This window comes from Brenneria rubrifaciens, assembly GCF_005484945.1.
In the GTDB taxonomy this organism is placed as follows: Bacteria; Pseudomonadota; Gammaproteobacteria; order Enterobacterales; family Enterobacteriaceae; genus Brenneria; species Brenneria rubrifaciens.
This window is the reverse complement of the sequence record NZ_CP034035.1, coordinates 2026288-2046224: the sequence shown is the minus strand read 5'-3', so window position 1 is coordinate 2046224 and position 19937 is coordinate 2026288. Positions and strand designations below refer to the sequence as shown.

Annotated in this window: 20 protein-coding genes, 2 pseudogenes and 1 other annotated feature; of the genes and pseudogenes, 19 read left to right on the top strand and 3 right to left on the bottom strand. The window is 48.3% G+C overall.

Annotated features, from left to right (window positions below; translation table 11 throughout):
- Nucleotides 1–115: 115 nt before the first annotated feature.
- Nucleotides 116–364: pseudogene (locus tag EH207_RS09530) on the bottom strand (site-specific integrase); the annotation flags it as partial.
- 86 nt (nucleotides 365–450) lie between these two features.
- Here EH207_RS09530 and EH207_RS09525 point away from each other — a divergent pair.
- Complete coding sequence (locus tag EH207_RS09525) at nucleotides 451–774, top strand: colicin E1 family microcin immunity protein (RefSeq protein ID WP_137713787.1); 324 nt, start codon at nucleotides 451–453, stop codon at nucleotides 772–774.
- Between the two features lie 24 nt (nucleotides 775–798).
- Here EH207_RS09525 and EH207_RS18610 read toward each other — a convergent pair.
- Nucleotides 799–903: pseudogene (locus EH207_RS18610) on the bottom strand (colicin-like pore-forming protein); the annotation flags it as partial.
- A gap of 142 nt (nucleotides 904–1045) precedes the next feature.
- On the opposite strand from EH207_RS18610, the gene EH207_RS09515 reads away from it, so the two are divergent.
- The gene (locus EH207_RS09515; RefSeq protein WP_246048868.1) at nucleotides 1046–1366 is read left to right on the top strand and encodes a colicin transporter; all 321 of its coding nucleotides are present in this window, start codon (nucleotides 1046–1048) and stop codon (nucleotides 1364–1366) included.
- A 244-nt stretch (nucleotides 1367–1610) separates the two neighbouring features.
- Nucleotides 1611–2012, top strand: coding sequence for a hypothetical protein (locus EH207_RS09510; protein ID WP_137713786.1), 402 nt, complete (start codon nucleotides 1611–1613; stop codon nucleotides 2010–2012).
- Nucleotides 2013–2122: 110 nt separating this feature from the next.
- On the opposite strand, the gene EH207_RS18355 is transcribed toward EH207_RS09510, so the two are convergent.
- Complete coding sequence (locus EH207_RS18355; RefSeq protein ID WP_137713785.1) at nucleotides 2123–2395, bottom strand: hypothetical protein; 273 nt, start codon at nucleotides 2393–2395, stop codon at nucleotides 2123–2125.
- A 397-nt stretch (nucleotides 2396–2792) separates the two neighbouring features.
- Here EH207_RS18355 and EH207_RS09500 point away from each other — a divergent pair, with 397 nt between their 5' ends.
- The 16 genes from EH207_RS09500 to ihfA all read left to right on the top strand — a co-directional run bounded on the left by EH207_RS09500 (nucleotide 2793) and on the right by ihfA (nucleotide 19909).
- Entirely contained in the window at nucleotides 2793–3050 is a 258-nt protein-coding gene (locus EH207_RS09500) for a hypothetical protein (RefSeq protein WP_137713784.1), read from the top strand.
- 517 nt (nucleotides 3051–3567) lie between these two features.
- Nucleotides 3568–5745 (top strand): sensor domain-containing phosphodiesterase, encoded by a 2178-nt coding sequence (locus EH207_RS09495; protein WP_137713783.1) that lies wholly within the window; start codon nucleotides 3568–3570, stop codon nucleotides 5743–5745.
- A gap of 101 nt (nucleotides 5746–5846) precedes the next feature.
- Complete coding sequence (locus EH207_RS09490) at nucleotides 5847–7592, top strand: sensor histidine kinase (RefSeq protein WP_246048867.1); 1746 nt, start codon at nucleotides 5847–5849, stop codon at nucleotides 7590–7592.
- The gene (locus tag EH207_RS09485; protein WP_137713782.1) at nucleotides 7589–8338 is read left to right on the top strand and encodes a LytR/AlgR family response regulator transcription factor; all 750 of its coding nucleotides are present in this window, start codon (nucleotides 7589–7591) and stop codon (nucleotides 8336–8338) included. Before EH207_RS09490 ends, EH207_RS09485 begins: the two co-directional genes overlap by 4 nt.
- Nucleotides 8339–8522: 184 nt before the next feature.
- The gene (locus EH207_RS09480) at nucleotides 8523–9749 is read left to right on the top strand and encodes an L-lactate MFS transporter (protein ID WP_137713781.1); all 1227 of its coding nucleotides are present in this window, start codon (nucleotides 8523–8525) and stop codon (nucleotides 9747–9749) included.
- A 281-nt stretch (nucleotides 9750–10030) separates the two neighbouring features.
- A complete protein-coding gene (gene htpX, locus EH207_RS09475) occupies nucleotides 10031–10912 on the top strand; it encodes a protease HtpX (RefSeq protein ID WP_137713780.1) in 882 nt (293 codons plus the stop codon).
- A gap of 214 nt (nucleotides 10913–11126) precedes the next feature.
- Complete coding sequence (gene kdgR, locus EH207_RS09470; protein ID WP_137713779.1) at nucleotides 11127–11918, top strand: DNA-binding transcriptional regulator KdgR; 792 nt, start codon at nucleotides 11127–11129, stop codon at nucleotides 11916–11918.
- A gap of 221 nt (nucleotides 11919–12139) precedes the next feature.
- Nucleotides 12140–12394, top strand: a complete 255-nt coding sequence (locus EH207_RS09465; RefSeq protein ID WP_137715310.1) for a YebO family protein — start codon at nucleotides 12140–12142, stop codon at nucleotides 12392–12394.
- Nucleotides 12395–12668: 274 nt separating this feature from the next.
- A complete protein-coding gene (gene thrS / locus EH207_RS09460) occupies nucleotides 12669–14597 on the top strand; it encodes a threonine--tRNA ligase (protein WP_137713778.1) in 1929 nt (642 codons plus the stop codon).
- Between the two features lie 3 nt (nucleotides 14598–14600).
- The gene (infC, locus tag EH207_RS09455; protein WP_137713777.1) at nucleotides 14601–15143 is read left to right on the top strand and encodes a translation initiation factor IF-3; all 543 of its coding nucleotides are present in this window, start codon (nucleotides 14601–14603) and stop codon (nucleotides 15141–15143) included.
- A gap of 99 nt (nucleotides 15144–15242) precedes the next feature.
- Entirely contained in the window at nucleotides 15243–15440 is a 198-nt protein-coding gene (gene rpmI, locus EH207_RS09450) for a 50S ribosomal protein L35 (RefSeq protein ID WP_004235358.1), read from the top strand.
- A gap of 42 nt (nucleotides 15441–15482) precedes the next feature.
- Nucleotides 15483–15839 carry a 50S ribosomal protein L20 gene (gene rplT / locus EH207_RS09445; RefSeq protein ID WP_009112987.1) on the top strand — a complete coding sequence of 119 codons (357 nt, stop codon included), beginning with the start codon at nucleotides 15483–15485 and terminating at the stop codon, nucleotides 15837–15839.
- Nucleotides 15840–15991: 152 nt separating this feature from the next.
- Nucleotides 15992–16118 (top strand) — a sequence feature (Phe leader region).
- Nucleotides 15998–16042, top strand: a complete 45-nt coding sequence (gene pheM, locus EH207_RS09440) for a pheST operon leader peptide PheM (protein ID WP_121514181.1) — start codon at nucleotides 15998–16000, stop codon at nucleotides 16040–16042. It overlaps the preceding feature by 45 nt.
- 103 nt (nucleotides 16119–16221) lie before the next feature.
- On the top strand, nucleotides 16222–17205 hold the full coding sequence (gene pheS / locus EH207_RS09435; protein WP_137713776.1) for a phenylalanine--tRNA ligase subunit alpha: 984 nt from the start codon (nucleotides 16222–16224) through the stop codon (nucleotides 17203–17205).
- A gap of 15 nt (nucleotides 17206–17220) precedes the next feature.
- Nucleotides 17221–19608 carry a phenylalanine--tRNA ligase subunit beta gene (pheT, locus tag EH207_RS09430; RefSeq protein WP_137713775.1) on the top strand — a complete coding sequence of 796 codons (2388 nt, stop codon included), beginning with the start codon at nucleotides 17221–17223 and terminating at the stop codon, nucleotides 19606–19608.
- Nucleotides 19609–19612: 4 nt separating this feature from the next.
- Entirely contained in the window at nucleotides 19613–19909 is a 297-nt protein-coding gene (ihfA, locus tag EH207_RS09425) for an integration host factor subunit alpha (protein ID WP_009112984.1), read from the top strand.
- Nucleotides 19910–19937: the final 28 nt, after the last annotated feature.

Sequence of the window (19937 nt, the reverse complement as noted above, 5' to 3'; positions counted from 1 at the left end):
ATCGGCGAAGGCGTTTGGCTTTCGCTGATTTTTAACATGGCTATTTACCTTTAGGAAAATGGTTTAGGAAAATAGACCAAAGAATCATCAATCCTGTCTCTCTGTTTTCGTCTCTCTTCACCTGAATTGTTAACCAATCTTTACCTCGATCGTCGTTGTACACATCGGTCTGATGCTGCGATTTATGCCCCAGCAATCGGCGGGTATCGACATCACCTTGTTCGCGGTAAATCCGTTCTGATAAACGTTGTTCGTGAAATGTCGGTAGTGTGCCGTTCTCCCAGATAATCCCTGTTTTATCTCTGGCCGCACTGAATCGCATTGTAAGTGTGCGGGAAGAAACGGCATCGCTGCGCTTCTGTTGTTACGAACGGCTTGATTTCGCTATGCTCTATTTGTGTCTATGTTATATGGGAGAATGTGATGCTAGGGATAGATAAGAAGTATTATATGAAGAATTTTTTTATTGGTATTGGTATGGTGGCCATTTTTGGTTTCGTCTGCTACAAACAGGGGCTTGATCCTGATCTCTTGTGTCATGTAACTATTTTATCAACTTTAAGCGCACTCTTATTTCCGTTTGGAATAAATGTGATTGAAAAAGCGGCCTTGCGTTTCACATCACGGGAATTTTGGCGCCGAGGTTTATTTATAGAAACGATTGGCAAGAATGGGCTATACGTTATTTATTATGGCTTTTGCTTTTTCCTTGCGATTCCACTAAGTGTGATTTATTTTTTCTGCCTCATTACTAAGAAAAATCCCGCATCATGAATACGGGATTTTTCATTCCAACAGTTATGAAAATATCAAACTGTTAAATTTTTTCACAAACTCTTCATCAATAAAAATACTGGTCAGCGCCATGATCAGTCCGTAGCCCAGAATGCCCAATGGCGTCGCGGTTAATGTAGCAAACGCAAAGGAAACTAGGACAGAGGCTGCTACCCCTGCAGCTAATGGGTTGAAAAATCATCCGGTAGAGGCGGCGGAGCGGGAACCCGGATTGGATTGATGATTCCAGAATTAGATGGGAGAACAAATAATGAGTTTTAACAAAAAAATAATCTATGACAATGGGAATGACTTCTTTAAATTGAGAGGCGACAGTGTAATGGCGTTGACGCCTAAAGCAGCTAAAGAAGTTTGCGCTGAAGCGACTAAACGAAATAAATTTGTGTGGATTGTGGAAGGGGGGCATTGGTTGAGTCCTGGTTATAGGCCGGATAGCGCTACCCGTTGGGATGCTCGCCCTGAACTGGAAAAAGCTAATAAGATAAAAGAAAATAATGAGCTAGCCATACAGAATATTACTGAAGACGCTAGCTATGGATATAACGCATTTATGATTACTTTATCGAGATAACAAGCTTTTATTCTTGCGTCTTGCGCTAACAATAAATACGCGCTAAATTCCCCAAAGATACCGGAGTATGCCTTAAAAGCTGCTCCGGTTTTTTTATACCACAAAATCAGCGCCCGCCAATTATGGTGGGCGTTTTTGTTTGCGCCGATAAGCGCTTTGGCAACAGTGCGCTTATTCGCATGGGCAGCGATACGCCTCAATCCTTTCGGATCTATCCGACAAATAGACGTGCAGGAGTCATAACGTGAGCATCGATATTGAGAATTTAACAGGTAACGAAACCCCGGAAGAACTGGAAGCATTGCTGGATAGCATCGGTGACGTGGAGGTTTCCGATACGCCCGGCGCAGATACGAGTGCGAACGCTGGCGATCTGGCAGCGGAAACCAACCCATTCACGCAGCAGGAAAACAAGGGCGATACCAATACGTCGACGCTGGACGTAACTACTGAACAACAGGTTGAGACCGCACAACCGACCACTCAGACAATGACACCACAGGTGCAACAGCAACCCACAGCCGAGGAACTTAAGAAACTGGCAGGAGAAAAGTTGGCGGAAGCAACCGCAGCCGCCAATCTTCCCGCCTCACCGTCAGATGTCGGTTCAACAACCAGCAGCAGCGCCGCGTCACCACTCGAATAGGCGGCGAATGCCAATCCTGAGCAGTTGCAGGCCATGCTTGCGGATATGACAGACGCCGTTACGCCGGATAAAAAAGCAGGGACTACATGATATCTATTCAAAGAATGCGGTCATGTTTTTGCGGAGAATGAAGCCAGCGATCGTCTGAAATCAGCAGGGAGAGGCGATAGGGCTACGGTTCTTAGGTGCCTGTTGCAGATGAACCAAATTTCATCTCTGTCATTGGACAGGATGTAATAAGCGTCTGACGTTTCAGATGGATTGAATATTCCAATCGCGCGGTAGGCGGTTTCAGAATTAAAACCGCTTTTGAGTGGCAAAGGGGTAGGGCCATTCTCCAACTCCTTTATTCTCAGATAAAGACCTTCTTCGAACCAAAGCATATTGGCCTCTGAAATTTAAGTGATGATTTTAAGCGCACAGCATGGGGTCGCGTTCTCACCCTCCGGCAGAACTAAGATTAGTATAAAAGTGAGGATAGGGTGGGTAAAAATACTATTTAGCGAATTTCACCTTATTTTATGCTGGAAAAAACTTACCCTGCTTATTTATTCCGTTACTTGTCATGGCAATTCAGCATTATCAACAGACCTTATGAAATGATGAGCTTCATGGCTTGCTCTTATTACATTGCGGTTCTATTAAAAACGCGGATTTATTTTGATCTACATCATAATAGTGCGGTATGCATTTTGTTTTTATAGCATTCCATGGTGGGAAATCACTCTGGTGGATCTATTTTATAAATGCATGTTACTCGCGGTATGCTGCGGAGGATGTATGTCTGTAATTCGCACCTGTTTGAGTCTTTTTGGCGGTGATACAGTGATTGTTCGTTGTGATAATACATTTGAAATTCAAATGGTTAGTTGTAATAAAACGATAAATGCTGAAAATCGGACCGCTACTCCAGACTCTATTAACATCAGTGCAGAAAATGAGATTTATTTAACGGTCCCGTATACAGGCAATTGGGATTTAATTATCAAGGCAAAAAATGATGCGCCTGAACATTCGATAAGCTATTTCCCTGCCTGATCCTTTAAAGGAGAAATGCGCGATTCCGCTGGAATTTCCATGAGTCGCGCTCATTCCATTCTATCTGCAAAAAAGATACATAATTCAGCATGTTTTCCAGCGATGAGCTTCGCGAGAACCGATCAAGAATACTTGCCTCCGGTCAATATCCGGCCAATTTCGGTAGCATGCAAAAAATTTGTATTCCAAGTGTGCAGACAACACCACCTTCAAATTAACGCTTTATCAACATGCTTAATGGTGCTTTATATCGTCATTGAACAATCGTCTAACAAAGGATCTTAATATTCCGAGAGTGTTACTATTATAGTTGCTAAGGAATGATAGATTCGGGATCGTTTGCCATAATGACTTATCAGCTGAGATTTAGTGTTCTGAAAATGGATTTTTTGCTTGTTCTTCTATTTGCCAACGTTGGTTTACTTTTCGTCGCTCTACCGTTGCAGCAACGAATTGTATTTGTTACTTAAGTTTTTATTCAGAAAACTAAGATGATAGATACTTTAGGGGGGAACCTATGAGCCGAGCCCCAATAGGCAAAGATGAAGCTGGTCGTCTTGCCGCTCTTCATGAATATGGTGTTAAGAGTTTTTTAGTTGATAGTGGTTTTAACGAGCTGATTAAAATGACGGCAAACGTTTTCAACGTGCCTATTGTCTGCATTTCTCTGGTGGAGTCGGAACGACAATTATTTGCTGCCGGCATGGGAATGTCTTTTTGTGATATACCAAGAGACGTCTCTTTTTGCGCCCACACGATCCTGAAAAAGAAAATTATGGTGGTTCCCGACACCCGCAAAGATCCCCGCTTTAAGTGCAATCCGTTAGTAACTGACATTCCCCATATTCGCTTTTATGCGGGAATTCCACTCAGAGCGCCGTCGGGCCATGCGATTGGTACGCTCTGCATTGTTGACGTTAATCCCCGTAATACTTTCAGTGCCAGAGATGAACATTGCCTGCAAGATTTGGCGGCGATGGTGATGGATAAGCTGGAAATGCGGCGATTGGATTTGGCGCGCAAGGCCAGTCAGATTCGGTTTGAAAATATCGCCGACACCTCGCCTGACGGCATCATGTGCATGGATGAGAAAGGCATTATTACCTATTGTAATGCCGCTGCCCAGAAGATGCTCGAATATAGCGGCGATGAAATGACGGGGTTAAACATTAATACCATCGTATCCGAGCCTTTTATTGTCCGGTTAACCCGGCTGATTGCCGATCGGGAAGCGTTAGCCAACGGCGTCGTGCATGAAATGAGCGTCAGAACGCAAAGCGGTAGTATAGTGCCCGCCGAACTGTCGCTTTTCATGTGGGAAGATAATGCCACGGTCAGTTACAGCGTGATCCTGCGCGATGTCACGGAGCGCAGACGTAATGAAGAACGTCTGCATCTACTGGCAAATATGGACCCGCTCACCGGGTTGGCTAACCGCACGCTGCTGACTGCCACTCTGGGGCACACGCTGAAAAGTGATTCTGCCGCCTGCATAATGATGGTCGATTTGGACGGCTTCAAGGATGTAAATGACAGCCTGGGCCATGCCAGTGGCGATCAAATTCTGGTTAATGTGGCGAAAAAGATTCAGTCTCTCGTGCGGTTCAGCGCTCTGATTGCGCGTATGGGAGGCGATGAATTTGCCTTATTGTTCTCAGGGATGAATGATCGGCATGTTGTGTCCGGCATCGCGAAAAAGATTATCCATGAGATTTCGCAACCCATGATTATTGGCGATCACCAAATTAATATCAGCGCCAGTATTGGGATGGTGCTGTCACCCGAACATGGCACCACGACTCAGGAACTGCTAACCAGTGTAGATTTGGCGCTTTATCAGGCCAAGTCGGAAGGGCGAAATTGTTATCGGTTTTTTACCCGCGAACTCCGTGAAATTTTTCAGGCAAGACACGCTTTCCAACTGGAGTTTGGGCGGGCGTATGAGCAATGCGAATTTGAGATGTTCTATCAACCGCAGGTAAATTTGAAGAGCAACGAGATCGTAGGGGCGGAAGCACTGCTGCGCTGGCGCCATCCGCTCAAGGGATTGCTGGGCCCGGGGGCGTTTATTGCAGCATTGGAGCAGGGGCCGTGGGCTGAACGTATTGGCGACTGGATCGTTAAAACCGCCTGCGAACAAGCTGCCCGCTGGCGTAATGCGGGCGCTAAAAATTTCCGTATCAGCATTAATCTGTTTAGCGCGCAGTTCCGCTCGGGGATGCTGGCGCAGAAAATTATGGATGTGCTGACGCAAACGGGGTTGCAACCCGGCGCGCTTGAACTGGAGATCACCGAAAATATTATTCTGCGATATGACGAAAATATGTTGCAGCCATTAAATGCGCTTCGTGATGCGGGCATCGGGATTGCATTTGATGACTATGGGACAGGTTACGCTTCGCTGAGTATGTTGAAAAACTATCCGGTGACGCGACTCAAGATTGATCAGTCATTCGTGCGTAACATGTGTGAATCTCCTTCAGACGCGGCGATAGTTCGGGCGATACTTTATCTCGGTAATAGTTTCTGTCTGGGGGTCATCGCGGAAGGCGTCGAAACACAGGAGCAGTGTGAACGCTTGAGAAGAAAAGGCTGTGAAGAAGCACAGGGATATTTGTTCGGTCATCCGATGCCAGCGGACGATTTCACCCGGTTGTTGAAACTCGATATTCCCGCCGAGTGGCGATCGGCATGATGGATTTATTGTTTAGGGGCAGGGGGTTCCACTAAAAAGTGGAATGTGGATCACATTTTTTCTATAGTGAATTTCTTGTTGCCTGCTTCCCGGAATTCCCTGTGCACGAAATATTTGAGATGCTACTCGCGGTATTTGATCGTGCGGCGCTGATGCTGATCTGCCTGTTTTTCCTCACCCGCACCCAGCAGTTTCGCCAGTTATTGCAAAAAGAACAGTACTCTCCCAGAGAGCGTGTCACGGTAACGACTATTTTTTCCTTGTTTGCCCTGTTTGGTACTTATTCGGGAATCAATGTTGAAGGTTCGCTGGTTAATGTGCGTGTCATTGCGGTGATGTCCGGCGGTATCCTGTTCGGGCCGTGGGTAGGAATTGCGACCGGGGTGATTGCGGGTGTTCATCGGTATCTGATTGATATTGATGGTATTACTTCTGTTCCCTGTTTGATTACCAGCATTATTGCCGGTGTGATTTCCGGCTATATCAATAAGAAGATAAAAAAAGAGCAGCAGTGGAGAATCGGTATTCTGGGGGGCATGCTGTGCGAGTCTCTTACGATGCTGTTGGTGGTAGCCTGGGCCACGCCTATTGAACTGGGGTTGGACATTGTTTCCAAAATTGCGGCGCCGATGATTTTAGGCTCCGTCTGTATCGGTCTGATTGTACTGTTGGTGCAGAGCGTTGCTAATGAAAAAGAAATGATCGCCGCCAGACAGGCTAAACTTGCGTTGGATATCGCCCATAAAACCCTGCCTTATTTTCGTAATATCAATAATGATTCCCTGGGGTCTATCTGCAATATCATTCGAACGGAAATTAAAGCGGATGCGGTGGCGATTACCAATACACAGCATATTCTGGCTTATGTTGGCATCGGAGAAGAAAAATATCGTATTGCTCACGATATTATCAGTCCGATGACGCAGCAGGCGATTAAAGATGGCAAGATTATTATCAAAAATAATGATGAGCAACATCTGACGCCGCAGATTCATTCAATGATTATTATCCCTCTCAGGGAACAAGGGCAGGTGACAGGTACGCTGAAAATCTATTATTGTCATGCCCATAAAATTACTTATTCATTGCGGGTCATGGCCGTAGGATTATCGCAGATTATGTCAACGCAGATTGAAGTATCCCGCACGGAACAGTTGCGTGATATGGCCAATAAAGCAGAGTTGCGCGCCTTGCAGAGTAAAATCAATCCCCATTTTCTTTTTAACGCCTTGAACGCGATTTCCTCCTCTATTCGTATTAATCCCGATACCGCTCGGCAACTGGTGATCAATTTGTCGCGCTATTTGCGTTACAACCTTGAGCTGAATGATGACGCGATGATTGATATCAAAAAAGAGCTCTATCAGATTCGTGACTACATTGCGATTGAACAGGCACGATTTGGTTCAAAACTCACCGTTATCTACGATATCGATGACGATTTGATCGATAAAATTCCCAGCCTGTTAATTCAGCCGCTGGTGGAAAATGCCATTGTGCACGGTATCCAGCCGTGCCGCGGCAAGGGGACGGTCGTTCTGTCGGTAAAAGATCAGGGCAATCGGCTGCTGGTGGCGGTGAAGGATACCGGGCCGGGCATCAGTCAGGAGACGATGGAAAGGGTGGCGAGCAATGAAATGCCCGGAAATAAAATCGGGTTGCTGAATGTACATCACCGGGTTCGTTTGCTTTACGGCGAGGGATTACATATTCGTCGTCTAGAACCGGGAACGGAAATCTATTTTTATATTCCGCGGTCGGATAAACAGCAACCGGGAATTACTGAAATGAGAAAGGGGCCAGAAGAGGCGGATTCGGCAGTTGGTTTGTCAGGAGGTCATCAATGAAAGCCATTATTGTCGAGGATGAATTCCTCGCTCAGCAAGAGTTGAGTTATCTGATCAAACAGCACAGTAATATCAATATTGACGCCGTCTTTGATGACGGGCTGGATGTGTTGAAATATCTACAGCACAACGAAGTGGATGCCCTCTTTCTGGATATCAATATTCCGTCGCTGGATGGTGTCTGGCTGGCGCAGAATATCAGCAAGTTTGTCCACAAGCCTTATATCATCTTTATTACAGCCTATAAGGAACATGCGGTTAAGGCCTTTGAAGTGGAGGCCTTCGACTATATTCTCAAGCCGTATCATGAATCACGCATCATCACTATGCTGCAAAAACTGGAAACGACGTGGCGGCAGCGGCAGTTACCTGCCGCTGCCGAGCCGGGCGCCAGCGTGAGCGTCCAGCGGAGTGCGCAGCCAACCATCAACCTGATGAAAGATGAGCGCATTATCGTCACGGACATCAATAATATCTATTACGCCGCCGCGCAGGAAAAGGTCACGCTGGTTTATACCCGGCGTGAAGAATTCGTCATGCCGATGAATATCACTGAATTTTGTGGCCGCTTGCCGGAAGAGTATTTCTTTCGCTGTCATCGATCTTACTGTGTCAATCTGACCAAAATCCGTGAAATTGTGCCCTGGTTCAACAATACTTATATTCTGCGTCTTAACGATTTGGATTTTGAAGTGCCCGTCAGCCGCAGTCGGGTAAAAGAGTTCCGGTCATTGATGCGTCTTTAAAGGCATTTCATTCTGCATTTCAGGCATCTCATTCCCATTTCGAACAGACATCGTCAGCCCGCTTGTATACTGGCCTCAGCCCATAAGCTGACCGTGTTTCTGGCGATCTTTTCTCCATCACATCAGCTTATATTTTTTAGCGCTCCGAGAACCTCGGACACCTTTTTGATGTAGGGGAAAAGCCATGAACGAGCAACCTGTTAACCGGGGTCTGATTGTTGTTGGTACGATTATTACCCAGATGGGACTGGGTACTATTTACACCTGGAGCCTGTTCAATCAGCCGCTGGTAGATAAATTTGGCTGGTCACTGAGTTCGGTGGCGACGACGTTTTCCATCACCAGTTTCTGTCTGGCCCTGGCGACTCTGTTTGCCGGGAAATTTCAGGAACGTATAGGCCTTCGCCGCCTGACCCTGACAGCCGGGATCATTTTGGGGCTGGGTCTGATGGCCAGCGCCGCCAGTTCCTCACTCATTCTTATTTACATTCTGATGGGCTTCATCGTCGGTTTTGCCGATGGTACCGCCTACATCACCACGCTATCCAACCTGATTAAATGGTTCCCTGAACGCAAAGGGTTGATTGCTGGCGTATCCGTAGGGGCTTTCGGCACGGGCAGCCTGCTGTTCAAATATGTCAATAGTTTCCTGATTGATGAAGTCGGCGTGTCTCAGGCTTTCTTCTTTTGGGGCATCATCGTGATGGCGATGGTGGTGATGGGCAGTTCGCTGCTGAAAGAACCTGCCGCGACGCCTGTTCAGAATACGGCATCCGCCCACGGGCAGGCGCGTGATTTCTCGCTGAGCGAGATGTTGGCGACAAAAGAATCTTATCTGCTGTTCATTATTTTTTTCACGGCTTGCATGAGCGGTTTGTACCTGATCGGTATCGTGAAAGACATCGGTGTGCAGATGGCGGGGATGAATATGGAAACCGCTGCCAACGCCGTCTCCGCCATTGCGATATTTAATACGGTGGGACGAATCGTGCTGGGCGCGATTTCTGATAACGTCGGCCGTCTGCGGGTGATCACCTTTACGCTGTCTATGACCATCCTCGCGGTGTCGGTTATGACCTTTCTGCCACTTAACCCTGTGCTGTTCTTTATCTGCGTAAGCGTCATTGCTTTCTGTTTCGGCGGCAATATCACCGTCTTCCCGGCTATCGTGGGCGACTTTTTCGGCCTGAAAAATCACAGCAAGAATTACGGCGTGATTTATCAGGGATTTGGTATTGGCGCGCTGTCCGGCTCGATTATTGCGGCGCAACTGGGTGGTTTTCACGCGACTTTTATCGCGATTATCATTATGTCGGCCGTTTCATTAGTGATTACGCTGTGGATTAAACCGCCGAAATATCAAGCCCCTTCAGCTTCACTGAATACCAAGATGGCGCAGGTGCAAAGTTGACAGAGAGCGGTTGAAACTGAATGACTCACGGCGGGGCAATCCCGCCGTTTCTGCATTTATTAAGCTGCGCCGCGAACCTGTATTTTCCTCTCGTTCAATGGGGTCCCAGCGCATTTTTGACCCCGGATTTTTTGCTGCGCAAAACAAATTTCCTTTTGAAAAATGTAAAGTTATGTGGATTTAGTAACTGATAAGTTAAGAATGCTTGAAAATGCCACCGCAACCCATACGATGTGGATGTTGCAAACTTTATTTTTTCTGCGAGAGGAAATCAGACTTCTATGATGCGTATTGCACTTTTCCTGATCACCAACCTGGCGGTGATGTTGGTTTTCGGGCTGGTTCTCAGCCTGACGGGAATTCAGTCCAGCAGTGTCCAGGGCTTAATGATTATGGCTGGGCTGTTTGGCTTTGGCGGTGCGTTTGTTTCACTGCTGATGTCCAAATGGATGGCATTACGATCTGTCGGTGGTGAAGTGATTGAACAGCCACGCAATGAAACAGAGCGCTGGTTGCTGGAAACTGTCCGTTCGCAGTCACAGCAGGCCGGTATCGCGATGCCTCAGGTAGCGGTTTACCATGCCCCTGATATCAACGCTTTTGCAACCGGCGCACGCCGTGACGCGTCGCTGGTTGCAGTCAGTACGGGCTTGCTGCAAAACATGAACCGCGATGAGGCGGAAGCCGTTATCGCGCATGAAATCAGCCACATTTCCAATGGTGATATGGTTACCATGACGTTGATTCAAGGGGTGGTGAATACCTTTGTTATCTTTATCTCCCGTTTGCTTGCACAGGTGGCGTCAGGCTTCCTGTCGGGTAACCGCGACGAGGGGGAGAGCGGTAGCGGTAACCCGCTGGTTTACTTTGCGGTGGCAACCGTGCTGGAACTGGTGTTTGGCATACTGGCTAGCATCATCACCATGTGGTTCTCACGCCATCGTGAATTCCACGCCGATGCGGGCTCCGCGAAACTGGTCGGACGCGAGAAGATGATTGCCGCGCTGCAACGTTTGAAAACCAGCTACGAGCCACAGGAAGAGGGCAGCATGATGGCGTTCTGTATCAACGGCAAATCCAAGTCGTTCAGCGAGTTGTTTATGTCACACCCGCCCTTGGACAAGCGTATCGAAGCGTTGCGTTCAGGCGCGTACCTGAAATAAGGTTCTGCTGGCGTCTCCTTTGTAATAAGGCCCGATTTCGGGCCTTTATCTTTTATGCAACCCCTACTCCGCTTCTGCCGCTGCGGTAAGTAACATCGCGCGGCGCCACATTATCACCTATGCTTCATTGCCATAATCAGCGCGTTCCAATTATACTAAAACCATTGTTCTATTTTTTTTAAAACAAGAAAAGTCGAGTAGGATAACCACAAAAATGGCTATTGCAGATCGAGATAAACAACCTGATTCCGTGTCGTCCGTTTTGAAGGTTTTTGGTATTTTGCAGGCGTTGGGTGAAGAGCGTGAGATTGGTATTACCGAACTTTCTCAACGTGTAATGATGTCAAAAAGTACGGTGTACCGTTTCTTGCAGACGATGAAATCCTTGGGCTATGTGGAGCAGGAAGGTGAATCAGAGAAGTATTCACTGACGCTTAAGCTCTTTGAACTTGGCGCGAAAGCCTTGCAGAACGTCGATTTAATCCGTAGCGCGGATATACAGATGCGCGAGCTTTCCGCCCTTACGCGGGAAACCATACACCTCGGCGCGCTGGACGAAGATGGGATCGTTTATATCCACAAGATTGATTCGAAGTACAACCTGCGCATGTATTCGCGTATTGGGCGCCGTAATCCGTTACACAGTACGGCTATCGGTAAAGTATTGCTTGCCTGGCGCGACAGAGATGAGGTGGAGCAAATCCTCTCGACTATCGAGTTTACCCGCAGTACTCAGCACACCTTGAGTACTGCTGATGCGCTGTTGGCGCAGTTGGATCTGGTGCGTGGTCTGGGATACGGTGAGGATAATGAAGAACAGGAAGAAGGGTTGCGTTGCATCGCGGTTCCTGTTTTTGATCGTTTTGGCGTCGTCATCGCTGGCCTGAGCATTTCATTCCCAACGATCCGTTTTTCTGAGGAAAACAAACGCGCATACGCTGAGATGTTACATACCGCCGCCAGAAATATCTCTGAGCGGATGGGTTACCACAAGTATCCATTCTGATGTTGGTTCGCTTCACCGTCAGCCTGTCCTTGCGACAGGTTTTTTATGGCTCCTATTGCAGCGACGGTGTTAATTGCGCCTTGACGCGCAAAGGAGATACCGCAGCAGCGTATCGAACTCTTCGGGCGCAATGAGTGTTAAGATAGGCGCCATGAGTGGCTGTTCGCTGCTTGTCCTGTTTGACAGAACGTTTGAGTGGAGTTGATGTGGACATGTTAGAAATGGTTTTTATCGCGCTGGTGGTGGTGCTGGTCATGATGGTTTGGTTTTTCATTAACCGCGCGAGCGTTCGGGCAAATGACCAGATCAAATTGTTGCGTGAAATCGTTGAGCAACAGCGTCAACAGTTGGAACTGCTGAAAATGCTGGTTCCGCAAGAGACACGTAAAGAAAAGGATGATGAGGCCGATGAGACACACATCCAAGATCGTGATGATGTCGCGCTGGCATTCAAAAACGTCATACCTGAGCGTTGATAACGACATATGGCGAACCGGGAGAGGGCGCCTTTAGATGATTGAATTGCAGTTCCAGGCAGCCTCGGCGCGTTTATCCTTGGATTATTTAGTGATATTATCCCGGCTGCCTTTTGAGGCCGAATGTGTGCACATCAGAACGAACTGGTGTACCAATTTGCTTGTCGATCTGACATTGTGGGTTTGATTTGACTGGCAATTATCTGAAATTAAAGAAAATTGTTTTTGCATGTGATCTTTCGTGCGGGTCACCACTGCAAATAAGGGAATTATAATGCCTGTTATTACCCTTCCTGATGGAAGTGAGCGTCAATACGACCACGCCGTTTCTCCTCTTGATGTTGCCCTTGATATTGGTCCCGGACTGGCAAAAGCCTGTATCGCCGGACGTGTTAATGGTGAATTGATAGACGCCAGCGATAAAATCGACACTGATGCGCGGTTGGCGATTATCACGGCTAAAGATGAAGCCGGTCTGGAGATTATTCGTCACTCTTGCGCCCACCTGCTGGGGCACGCCATCAAACAATTATGGCCGGATACCAAGATGGCGATTGGTCCGGTCATCGACAACGGTTTCTATTACGATGTTGATATCGATCGCACACTGACGCAGGAAGATATCGATCTGCTTGAAAAGCGAATGCACGAGCTTGCCAAAACTGACTATGACGTGATTAAAAAGAAAGTCAGTTGGCAGGAAGCGCGCGATACGTTCGCCGCTCGCGGTGAGACTTACAAAGTCGCCATTCTGGATGAAAACATCAGTCGTGATGACCGCCCAGGTTTATATCATCATGAAGAATACGTCGATATGTGCCGTGGTCCGCACGTACCGAACATGCGTTTTTGCCACCATTTCAAATTGCAAAAAACCTCCGGCGCCTACTGGCGCGGCGACAGTAAAAACAAAATGCTGCAACGCATATACGGCACTGCCTGGGCGGATAAAAAACAGCTTGGCTCTTATTTGCAACGCCTTGAAGAAGCCGCCAAACGCGATCACCGCAAGATTGGCAAGCAGCTCGATCTTTACCATATGCAGGAAGAAGCGCCGGGTATGGTGTTCTGGCACAATGACGGTTGGACTATCTTCCGTGAGCTGGAAGCGTTTGTCCGTATGAAGTTGAAAGCGTATCAGTATCAGGAAGTTAAAGGCCCGTTCATGATGGACCGTGTGCTGTGGGAAAAAACCGGACACTGGGACAACTACAAAGAAGCGATGTTTACCACATCGTCAGAAAACCGTGAATATTGTATTAAGCCAATGAACTGTCCGGGTCATGTACAGATTTTCAATCAGGGGTTGAAATCTTATCGCGATCTGCCGTTGCGGATGGCCGAGTTCGGTAGCTGCCATCGTAATGAGCCCTCGGGTTCACTGCATGGTTTGATGCGAGTTCGTGGCTTTACTCAGGATGATGCGCATATTTTCTGTACGGAAGAGCAAGTCCGTGGTGAAGTAAATAGTTGTATCAAAATGGTGTATGATGTGTACGGTACTTTCGGTTTTGAAAAAATCGCCGTGAAACTGTCTACCCGTCCTGAGAAACGTATCGGCAGCGATGAAATGTGGGATCGTGCCGAGGAAGATTTGGCCGCCGCATTGAAAGAAAACGGTATTCCGTTTGAATATCAGCCAGGTGAAGGGGCGTTCTACGGGCCCAAAATTGAATTTACCTTACATGATTGTTTGGATCGTGCTTGGCAGTGTGGTACGGTGCAACTCGACTTTTCGCTACCGGGTCGCCTCAACGCTTCTTATGTGGGTGAAAGTAACGAACGTCAGGTGCCGGTAATGATTCACCGTGCCATTTTGGGTTCGATGGAGCGCTTTATCGGTATTCTTACCGAAGAATTCGCCGGCTCCTTCCCGACCTGGTTGGCGCCGGTACAAGCGGTGATCATGAATATCACCGATAGCCAGTCTGATTATGTCAGTGAATTAACCGGAAAACTGCAAGTAGCAGGCATTCGCGTAAAAGCAGACTTGAGAAATGAGAAGATAGGCTTTAAAATCCGCGAGCACACTTTACGGCGTGTTCCCTATATGCTGGTCTGCGGTGATAAAGAGGTTGAGGCAGGTAAAGTTGCTGTCCGTACCCGCCGAGGCAAAGATCTGGGAAGCATTGACGTTAATGAAGTGATCAGTAAGCTGCAACAAGAGATTCGCAGTCGCAGTCTTCATCAACTGGAGGAATAAGGTATTAAAGGCGGAAAACGAGTTCAACCGGCGCGTCCTAATCGCATCAACAGAGAAATTCGCGCAAACGAGGTACGCTTAACAGGCGTCGAAGGCGAACAGCTTGGCATTGTCAGTCTGAACGAAGCATTAGAAAAAGCCGAGGAAGCAGGTGTTGATTTAGTTGAAATCAGTCCGAACGCCGAGCCGCCGGTTTGCCGAATCATGGATTACGGCAAGTTCCTCTATGAGAAGAGTAAGGCTACAAAGGAACAGAAAAAGAAACAAAAAGTTATTCAGGTCAAGGAAATAAAATTCCGGCCTGGTACCGATGATGGCGACTATCAGGTCAAACTACGCAACCTGATTCGCTTTCTGGAAGACGGCGATAAAGCCAAAATCACGCTGCGTTTCCGCGGACGTGAAATGGCGCACCAACAGATTGGCATCGAAATGCTTAACCGCGTACGTGACGATCTGAGTGAACTGGCAGTGGTTGAATCTTTCCCATCGAAGATTGAAGGCCGTCAGATGATCATGGTGCTCGCACCTAAGAAGAAACAGTAAGGCATTCAAGTAATAAAACCCGCGCCGCGCTTGCGCTGTGCGGGTTTTGTTCGCCTTAATCTGATTCGTTGTAATTAACAATGCGAAGTGGAAATTAACATGCCAAAGATCAAAACAGTACGTGGTGCCGCTAAACGCTTCAAAAAAACCGCCAAAGGTGGTTTTAAGCGTAAGCATGCTAACCTGCGTCATATTCTGACTAAAAAATCGACTAAACGTAAACGCCATCTTCGTCCGAAAGGCATGGTCTCCAAAGGAGATCTGGGTCTGGTCGTTGCATGTCTGCCTTACGCATAAGTAACCTTTTTAAATTTAGAATAAGACTTTAGGAGAGAGCATATGGCTCGCGTAAAACGTGGTGTGGTTGCTCGCGCACGTCACAAAAAAATACTGAAACAAGCGAAAGGTTACTATGGTGCCCGTTCGCGCGTTTATCGTGTTGCCTTCCAGGCAGTAATCAAAGCTGGTCAATACGCTTACCGCGACCGTCGTCAACGTAAACGTCAATTCCGTCAGTTGTGGATTGCACGTATCAACGCAGCAGCCCGTCAGAATGGCTTATCTTACAGCAAATTCATCAATGGCTTGAAAAAAGCTTCTGTTGAAATTGACCGTAAGATCCTGGCTGATATCGCCGTATTCGACAAAGTCGCGTTCAGCGCACTGGTTGAAAAAGCGAAAGCAGCGCTGGCATAAGTCAGTTACAAGAGGGAGCCAGGCTCCCTCTTGTCGTTTGTGGGCTGATGATATTTATGGGTTGATGCGTTGTAGTTGACATTTAATGTGACTCATTTTTCAATAAAGCGGCTTTGCTTTTTATATAACAATTTTATTAACGACAAGGTTACGCAAGTATGCATACTGCTATTTTCCGTTTCTTTTTTTACTTTAGCGCCTGAACTCAGGGGGGCTTTGCGCGTAAGAAAAGAAACGAAAAGTAGCGCCTAAGCCTCCCTCAGGGGAGGCTTTTTTGTTTAATAAGCAAAATTTCACTATGCGGAAAAACATCACACGCGTTATTGGGTAAATATTTTCCAATCATGACAGTTGTCCATACAGGCAGAAGAAGAGGAATGCAATGCCACATCTCGCAGAGCTGGTTGCTAAAGCCAAGACAGCTATAGAAGAGGCCCTGGATATTACCGCGCTGGAAAACGTGCGCGTTGAGTATCTTGGTAAAAAAGGTCACTTAACCCTTCAGATGACCTCGCTACGTGAGCTGCCGGCTGAAGAGCGCCCCGCGGCAGGGGCCGTTATTAATCAGGCTAAGCAGGGGGTACAGGTAGCGTTGAATATGCGCAAACAGGCGTTGGAATCGGCGGAGTTGGACGCCCGCCTGGCGGAAGAGACAATCGATGTATCGTTGCCCGGCCGTACCATTGAAAACGGCGGTTTGCATCCGGTAACCCGTACCATCGACCGTATTGAAACGTTCTTTGCCGAGCTGGGTTTTTCGGTTGCGACTGGGCCGGAAATCGAAGATGACTATCATAACTTCGATGCGTTGAATATTCCGGGACATCATCCTGCCCGCGCCGAACACGATACTTTCTGGTTCGATGCGAAACGCTTGCTGCGAACGCAAACCTCCGGGGTGCAAATCCGTACGATGGAAAACCAGCAGCCGCCTATTCGTATTATTGCGCCGGGCCGCGTATACCGTAACGATTACGATCAGACGCACACGCCAATGTTCCATCAGATGGAGGGCCTAATTGTTGATAAAAATATCAGCTTTACCAATCTGAAAGGAACGCTGCACGATTTTCTGCGTAACTTCTTTGAGGAGGATTTACAGGTTCGTTTCCGTCCTTCTTACTTTCCGTTTACCGAACCGTCCGCAGAGGTGGATGTGATGGGTAAGAACGGCAAATGGTTGGAAGTGCTGGGTTGCGGCATGGTACACCCGAATGTGCTGCGTAACGTCGGTATCGATCCTGACGTCTATTCCGGTTTTGCCTTTGGGATGGGTATGGAGCGTCTGACGATGCTTCGTTACGGTGTAACTGATTTGCGCGCATTCTTTGAAAACGATCTACGTTTCCTCAAACAGTTTAAGTAAGGCGGGATTATCATCATGAAATTCAGTGAACTCTGGTTACGCGAGTGGGTAAACCCGGCGGTTAACAGTGATGCATTATCTGAACAAATCACCATGGCGGGGCTCGAAGTGGATGGCGTTGAGCCGGTTGCCGGCGCTTTCCACGGTGTTGTCGTGGGGGAAGTCGTTGAGTGTGGTCAGCATCCGAATGCCGATAAACTGCGCGTAACAAAAGTTAACGTGGGCGGCGATCGTCCGCTGGACATCGTTTGTGGTGCGCCGAACTGTCGTCAGGGTTTGAAAGTGGCGGTAGCGATGGTGGGAGCGCTGCTGCCTGGCGATTTCAAAATCAAAGCGGCTAAACTGCGTGGCGAGCCGTCCGAAGGGATGCTGTGCTCATTTTCTGAGCTGGGTATTTCCGACGATCATAACGGCATTATCGAGTTGCCGCTTGATGCGCCGATTGGCATGGACATTCGTCAATACCTGCAACTGGATGACAACATCATTGAAATCAGCGTAACGCCGAACCGTGTGGATTGTCTGGGCATCATTGGCATTGCCCGCGATGTGGCCGTGCTGAACCAATTGCCGCTAATTGAACCCGACATTCAACCGGTCCCGGCAACCATTCAGGATACTTTCCCGGTTCAGGTTGAAGCGCCGCAGGCTTGCCCGCGTTATCTGGGGCGAGTTGTCAAAGGCATCAACGTTAAGGCCGCAACGCCGCTATGGATGCGTGAAAAGCTGCGACGCTGTGGTATCCGCGCCATCGATCCGGTGGTCGACGTCACCAACTATGTCTTGCTGGAGTTGGGCCAGCCGATGCATGCGTTCGATCTTGACCGACTGGAGGGCGGAATTGCGGTGCGCCAGGCCCACGATGGTGAGACGCTGACGCTGCTGGACGGCAATGAGGCGAAGCTTAACGCGGATACGCTGGTGATCGCTGATAAACAAAAAGTGCTGGCGCTGGGCGGGATTTTGGGCGGTGAGCATTCCGGCGTTAATCAAGAGACGCAAAATATTCTGCTGGAATGCGCCTACTTTAACCCGCTATCCATCACCGGACGTGCGCGTCGCTATGGCTTGCGTACCGATGCCTCCCATCGTTACGAGCGTGGCGTTGATCCCGGATTACAGTATAAGGCGATGGAGCGGGCCACGCGTCTGCTGATCGCTATCTGTGGCGGTGAAGCTGGCCCGGTGGTGGATGTGACCAGCGCGGCGGACGTACCCGCGCGGGCGACGATTATGCTGCGTCGCGAAAAACTGGATCACCTGATTGGGCATGTTATTGCCGATGATCAAGTAACGGATATTTTGCAGCGTCTTGGCTGCAAAGTGACTAAAACAGACGCAGGTTGGCAGGCTGTTGCCCCAAGCTGGCGTTTTGATATGGAAATTGAAGAAGATCTGGTTGAAGAAGTTGCCCGGATTTACGGCTACAACAATATCCCGAATATCGCGACGCTTGCCCCGCTAACCATGACTTCGCATCGTGAAGCGTCGCTTTCACTCAAGCGCGTCAAGACGTTATTGGTCGATCATGGCTATCAGGAAGCAATTACTTACAGTTTTGTTGACCCGAAAATTCAGTCTCTGATCCATCCCGGCGAAGACGCGTTGATGCTTCCCAGTCCGATTTCAGCAGAAATGTCAGCCATGCGTCTCTCATTGTGGAGCGGGCTGCTGGGCGTGGTCGTTTACAACCAGAATCGTCAGCAGAGCCGCCTGCGTCTGTTTGAAAGCGGCTTGCGTTTTGTGCCGGACAGCCGTGCCGATCTGGGCATTCGTCAGGATTTCATGTTGGCAGGTGTGATTACCGGCACACGCTACGAAGAGCATTGGGATCTGGCGCGTCAGGCTGTCGACTTCTATGATTTAAAAGGTGATTTGGAAGCTGTGCTGTCGCTGACGGGTAAGTTGTCGGCTATCGAGTTCAAGTCTGAGAGTAATCCGGCATTGCATCCGGGGCAAAGTGCTGCTATTTATCAGTGCGGGGAACGTATTGGATTTATTGGTGTTATCCACCCGGAGCTGGAGCGCAAGCTGGACCTGAACGGACGCACAGTCGTATTTGAATTGCTGTGGGATAAGGTTGCACACCGCATTCTGCCTAATGCGAACGACATTTCCCGGTTCCCTGCAAACCGTCGTGATATCGCTGTAGTAGTGGCTGAAAACGTCCCGGCTGGGGATATTTTAGCCGAGTGTAAGAAAGTTGGCGCAAATCAGTTAGTTGGCGTAAACTTATTCGACGTGTACCGAGGAAAGGGCGTAGCTGAAGGTTACAAGAGCCTGGCTATCAGTCTGATCTTGCAAGATACCTCTCGGACACTGGCAGAAGAGGAAATTGCCGCTACCGTTGCCAAATGTGTAGCAGCATTAAAACAGCGATTCCAAGCATCCTTGAGGGATTGAACCTATGGCGCTTACTAAAGCTGAAATGTCAGAATACCTGTTTGAGAAGCTTGGGCTGAGCAAACGGGATGCCAAAGAGTTAGTCGAGCTGTTTTTTGAAGAAGTTCGTCGAGCTTTGGAAAATGGCGAGCAGGTCAAATTGTCGGGATTTGGTAATTTTGATCTGCGAGACAAGAACCAACGACCGGGACGTAACCCAAAAACTGGCGAAGATATTCCGATTACGGCGCGCCGTGTGGTCACGTTCCGTCCGGGGCAAAAGCTAAAAAGCAGGGTGGAGAACGCCTCTCCCAAAGAGTAAACATGAAGGCCGCGTAAGCGGCCTTTTC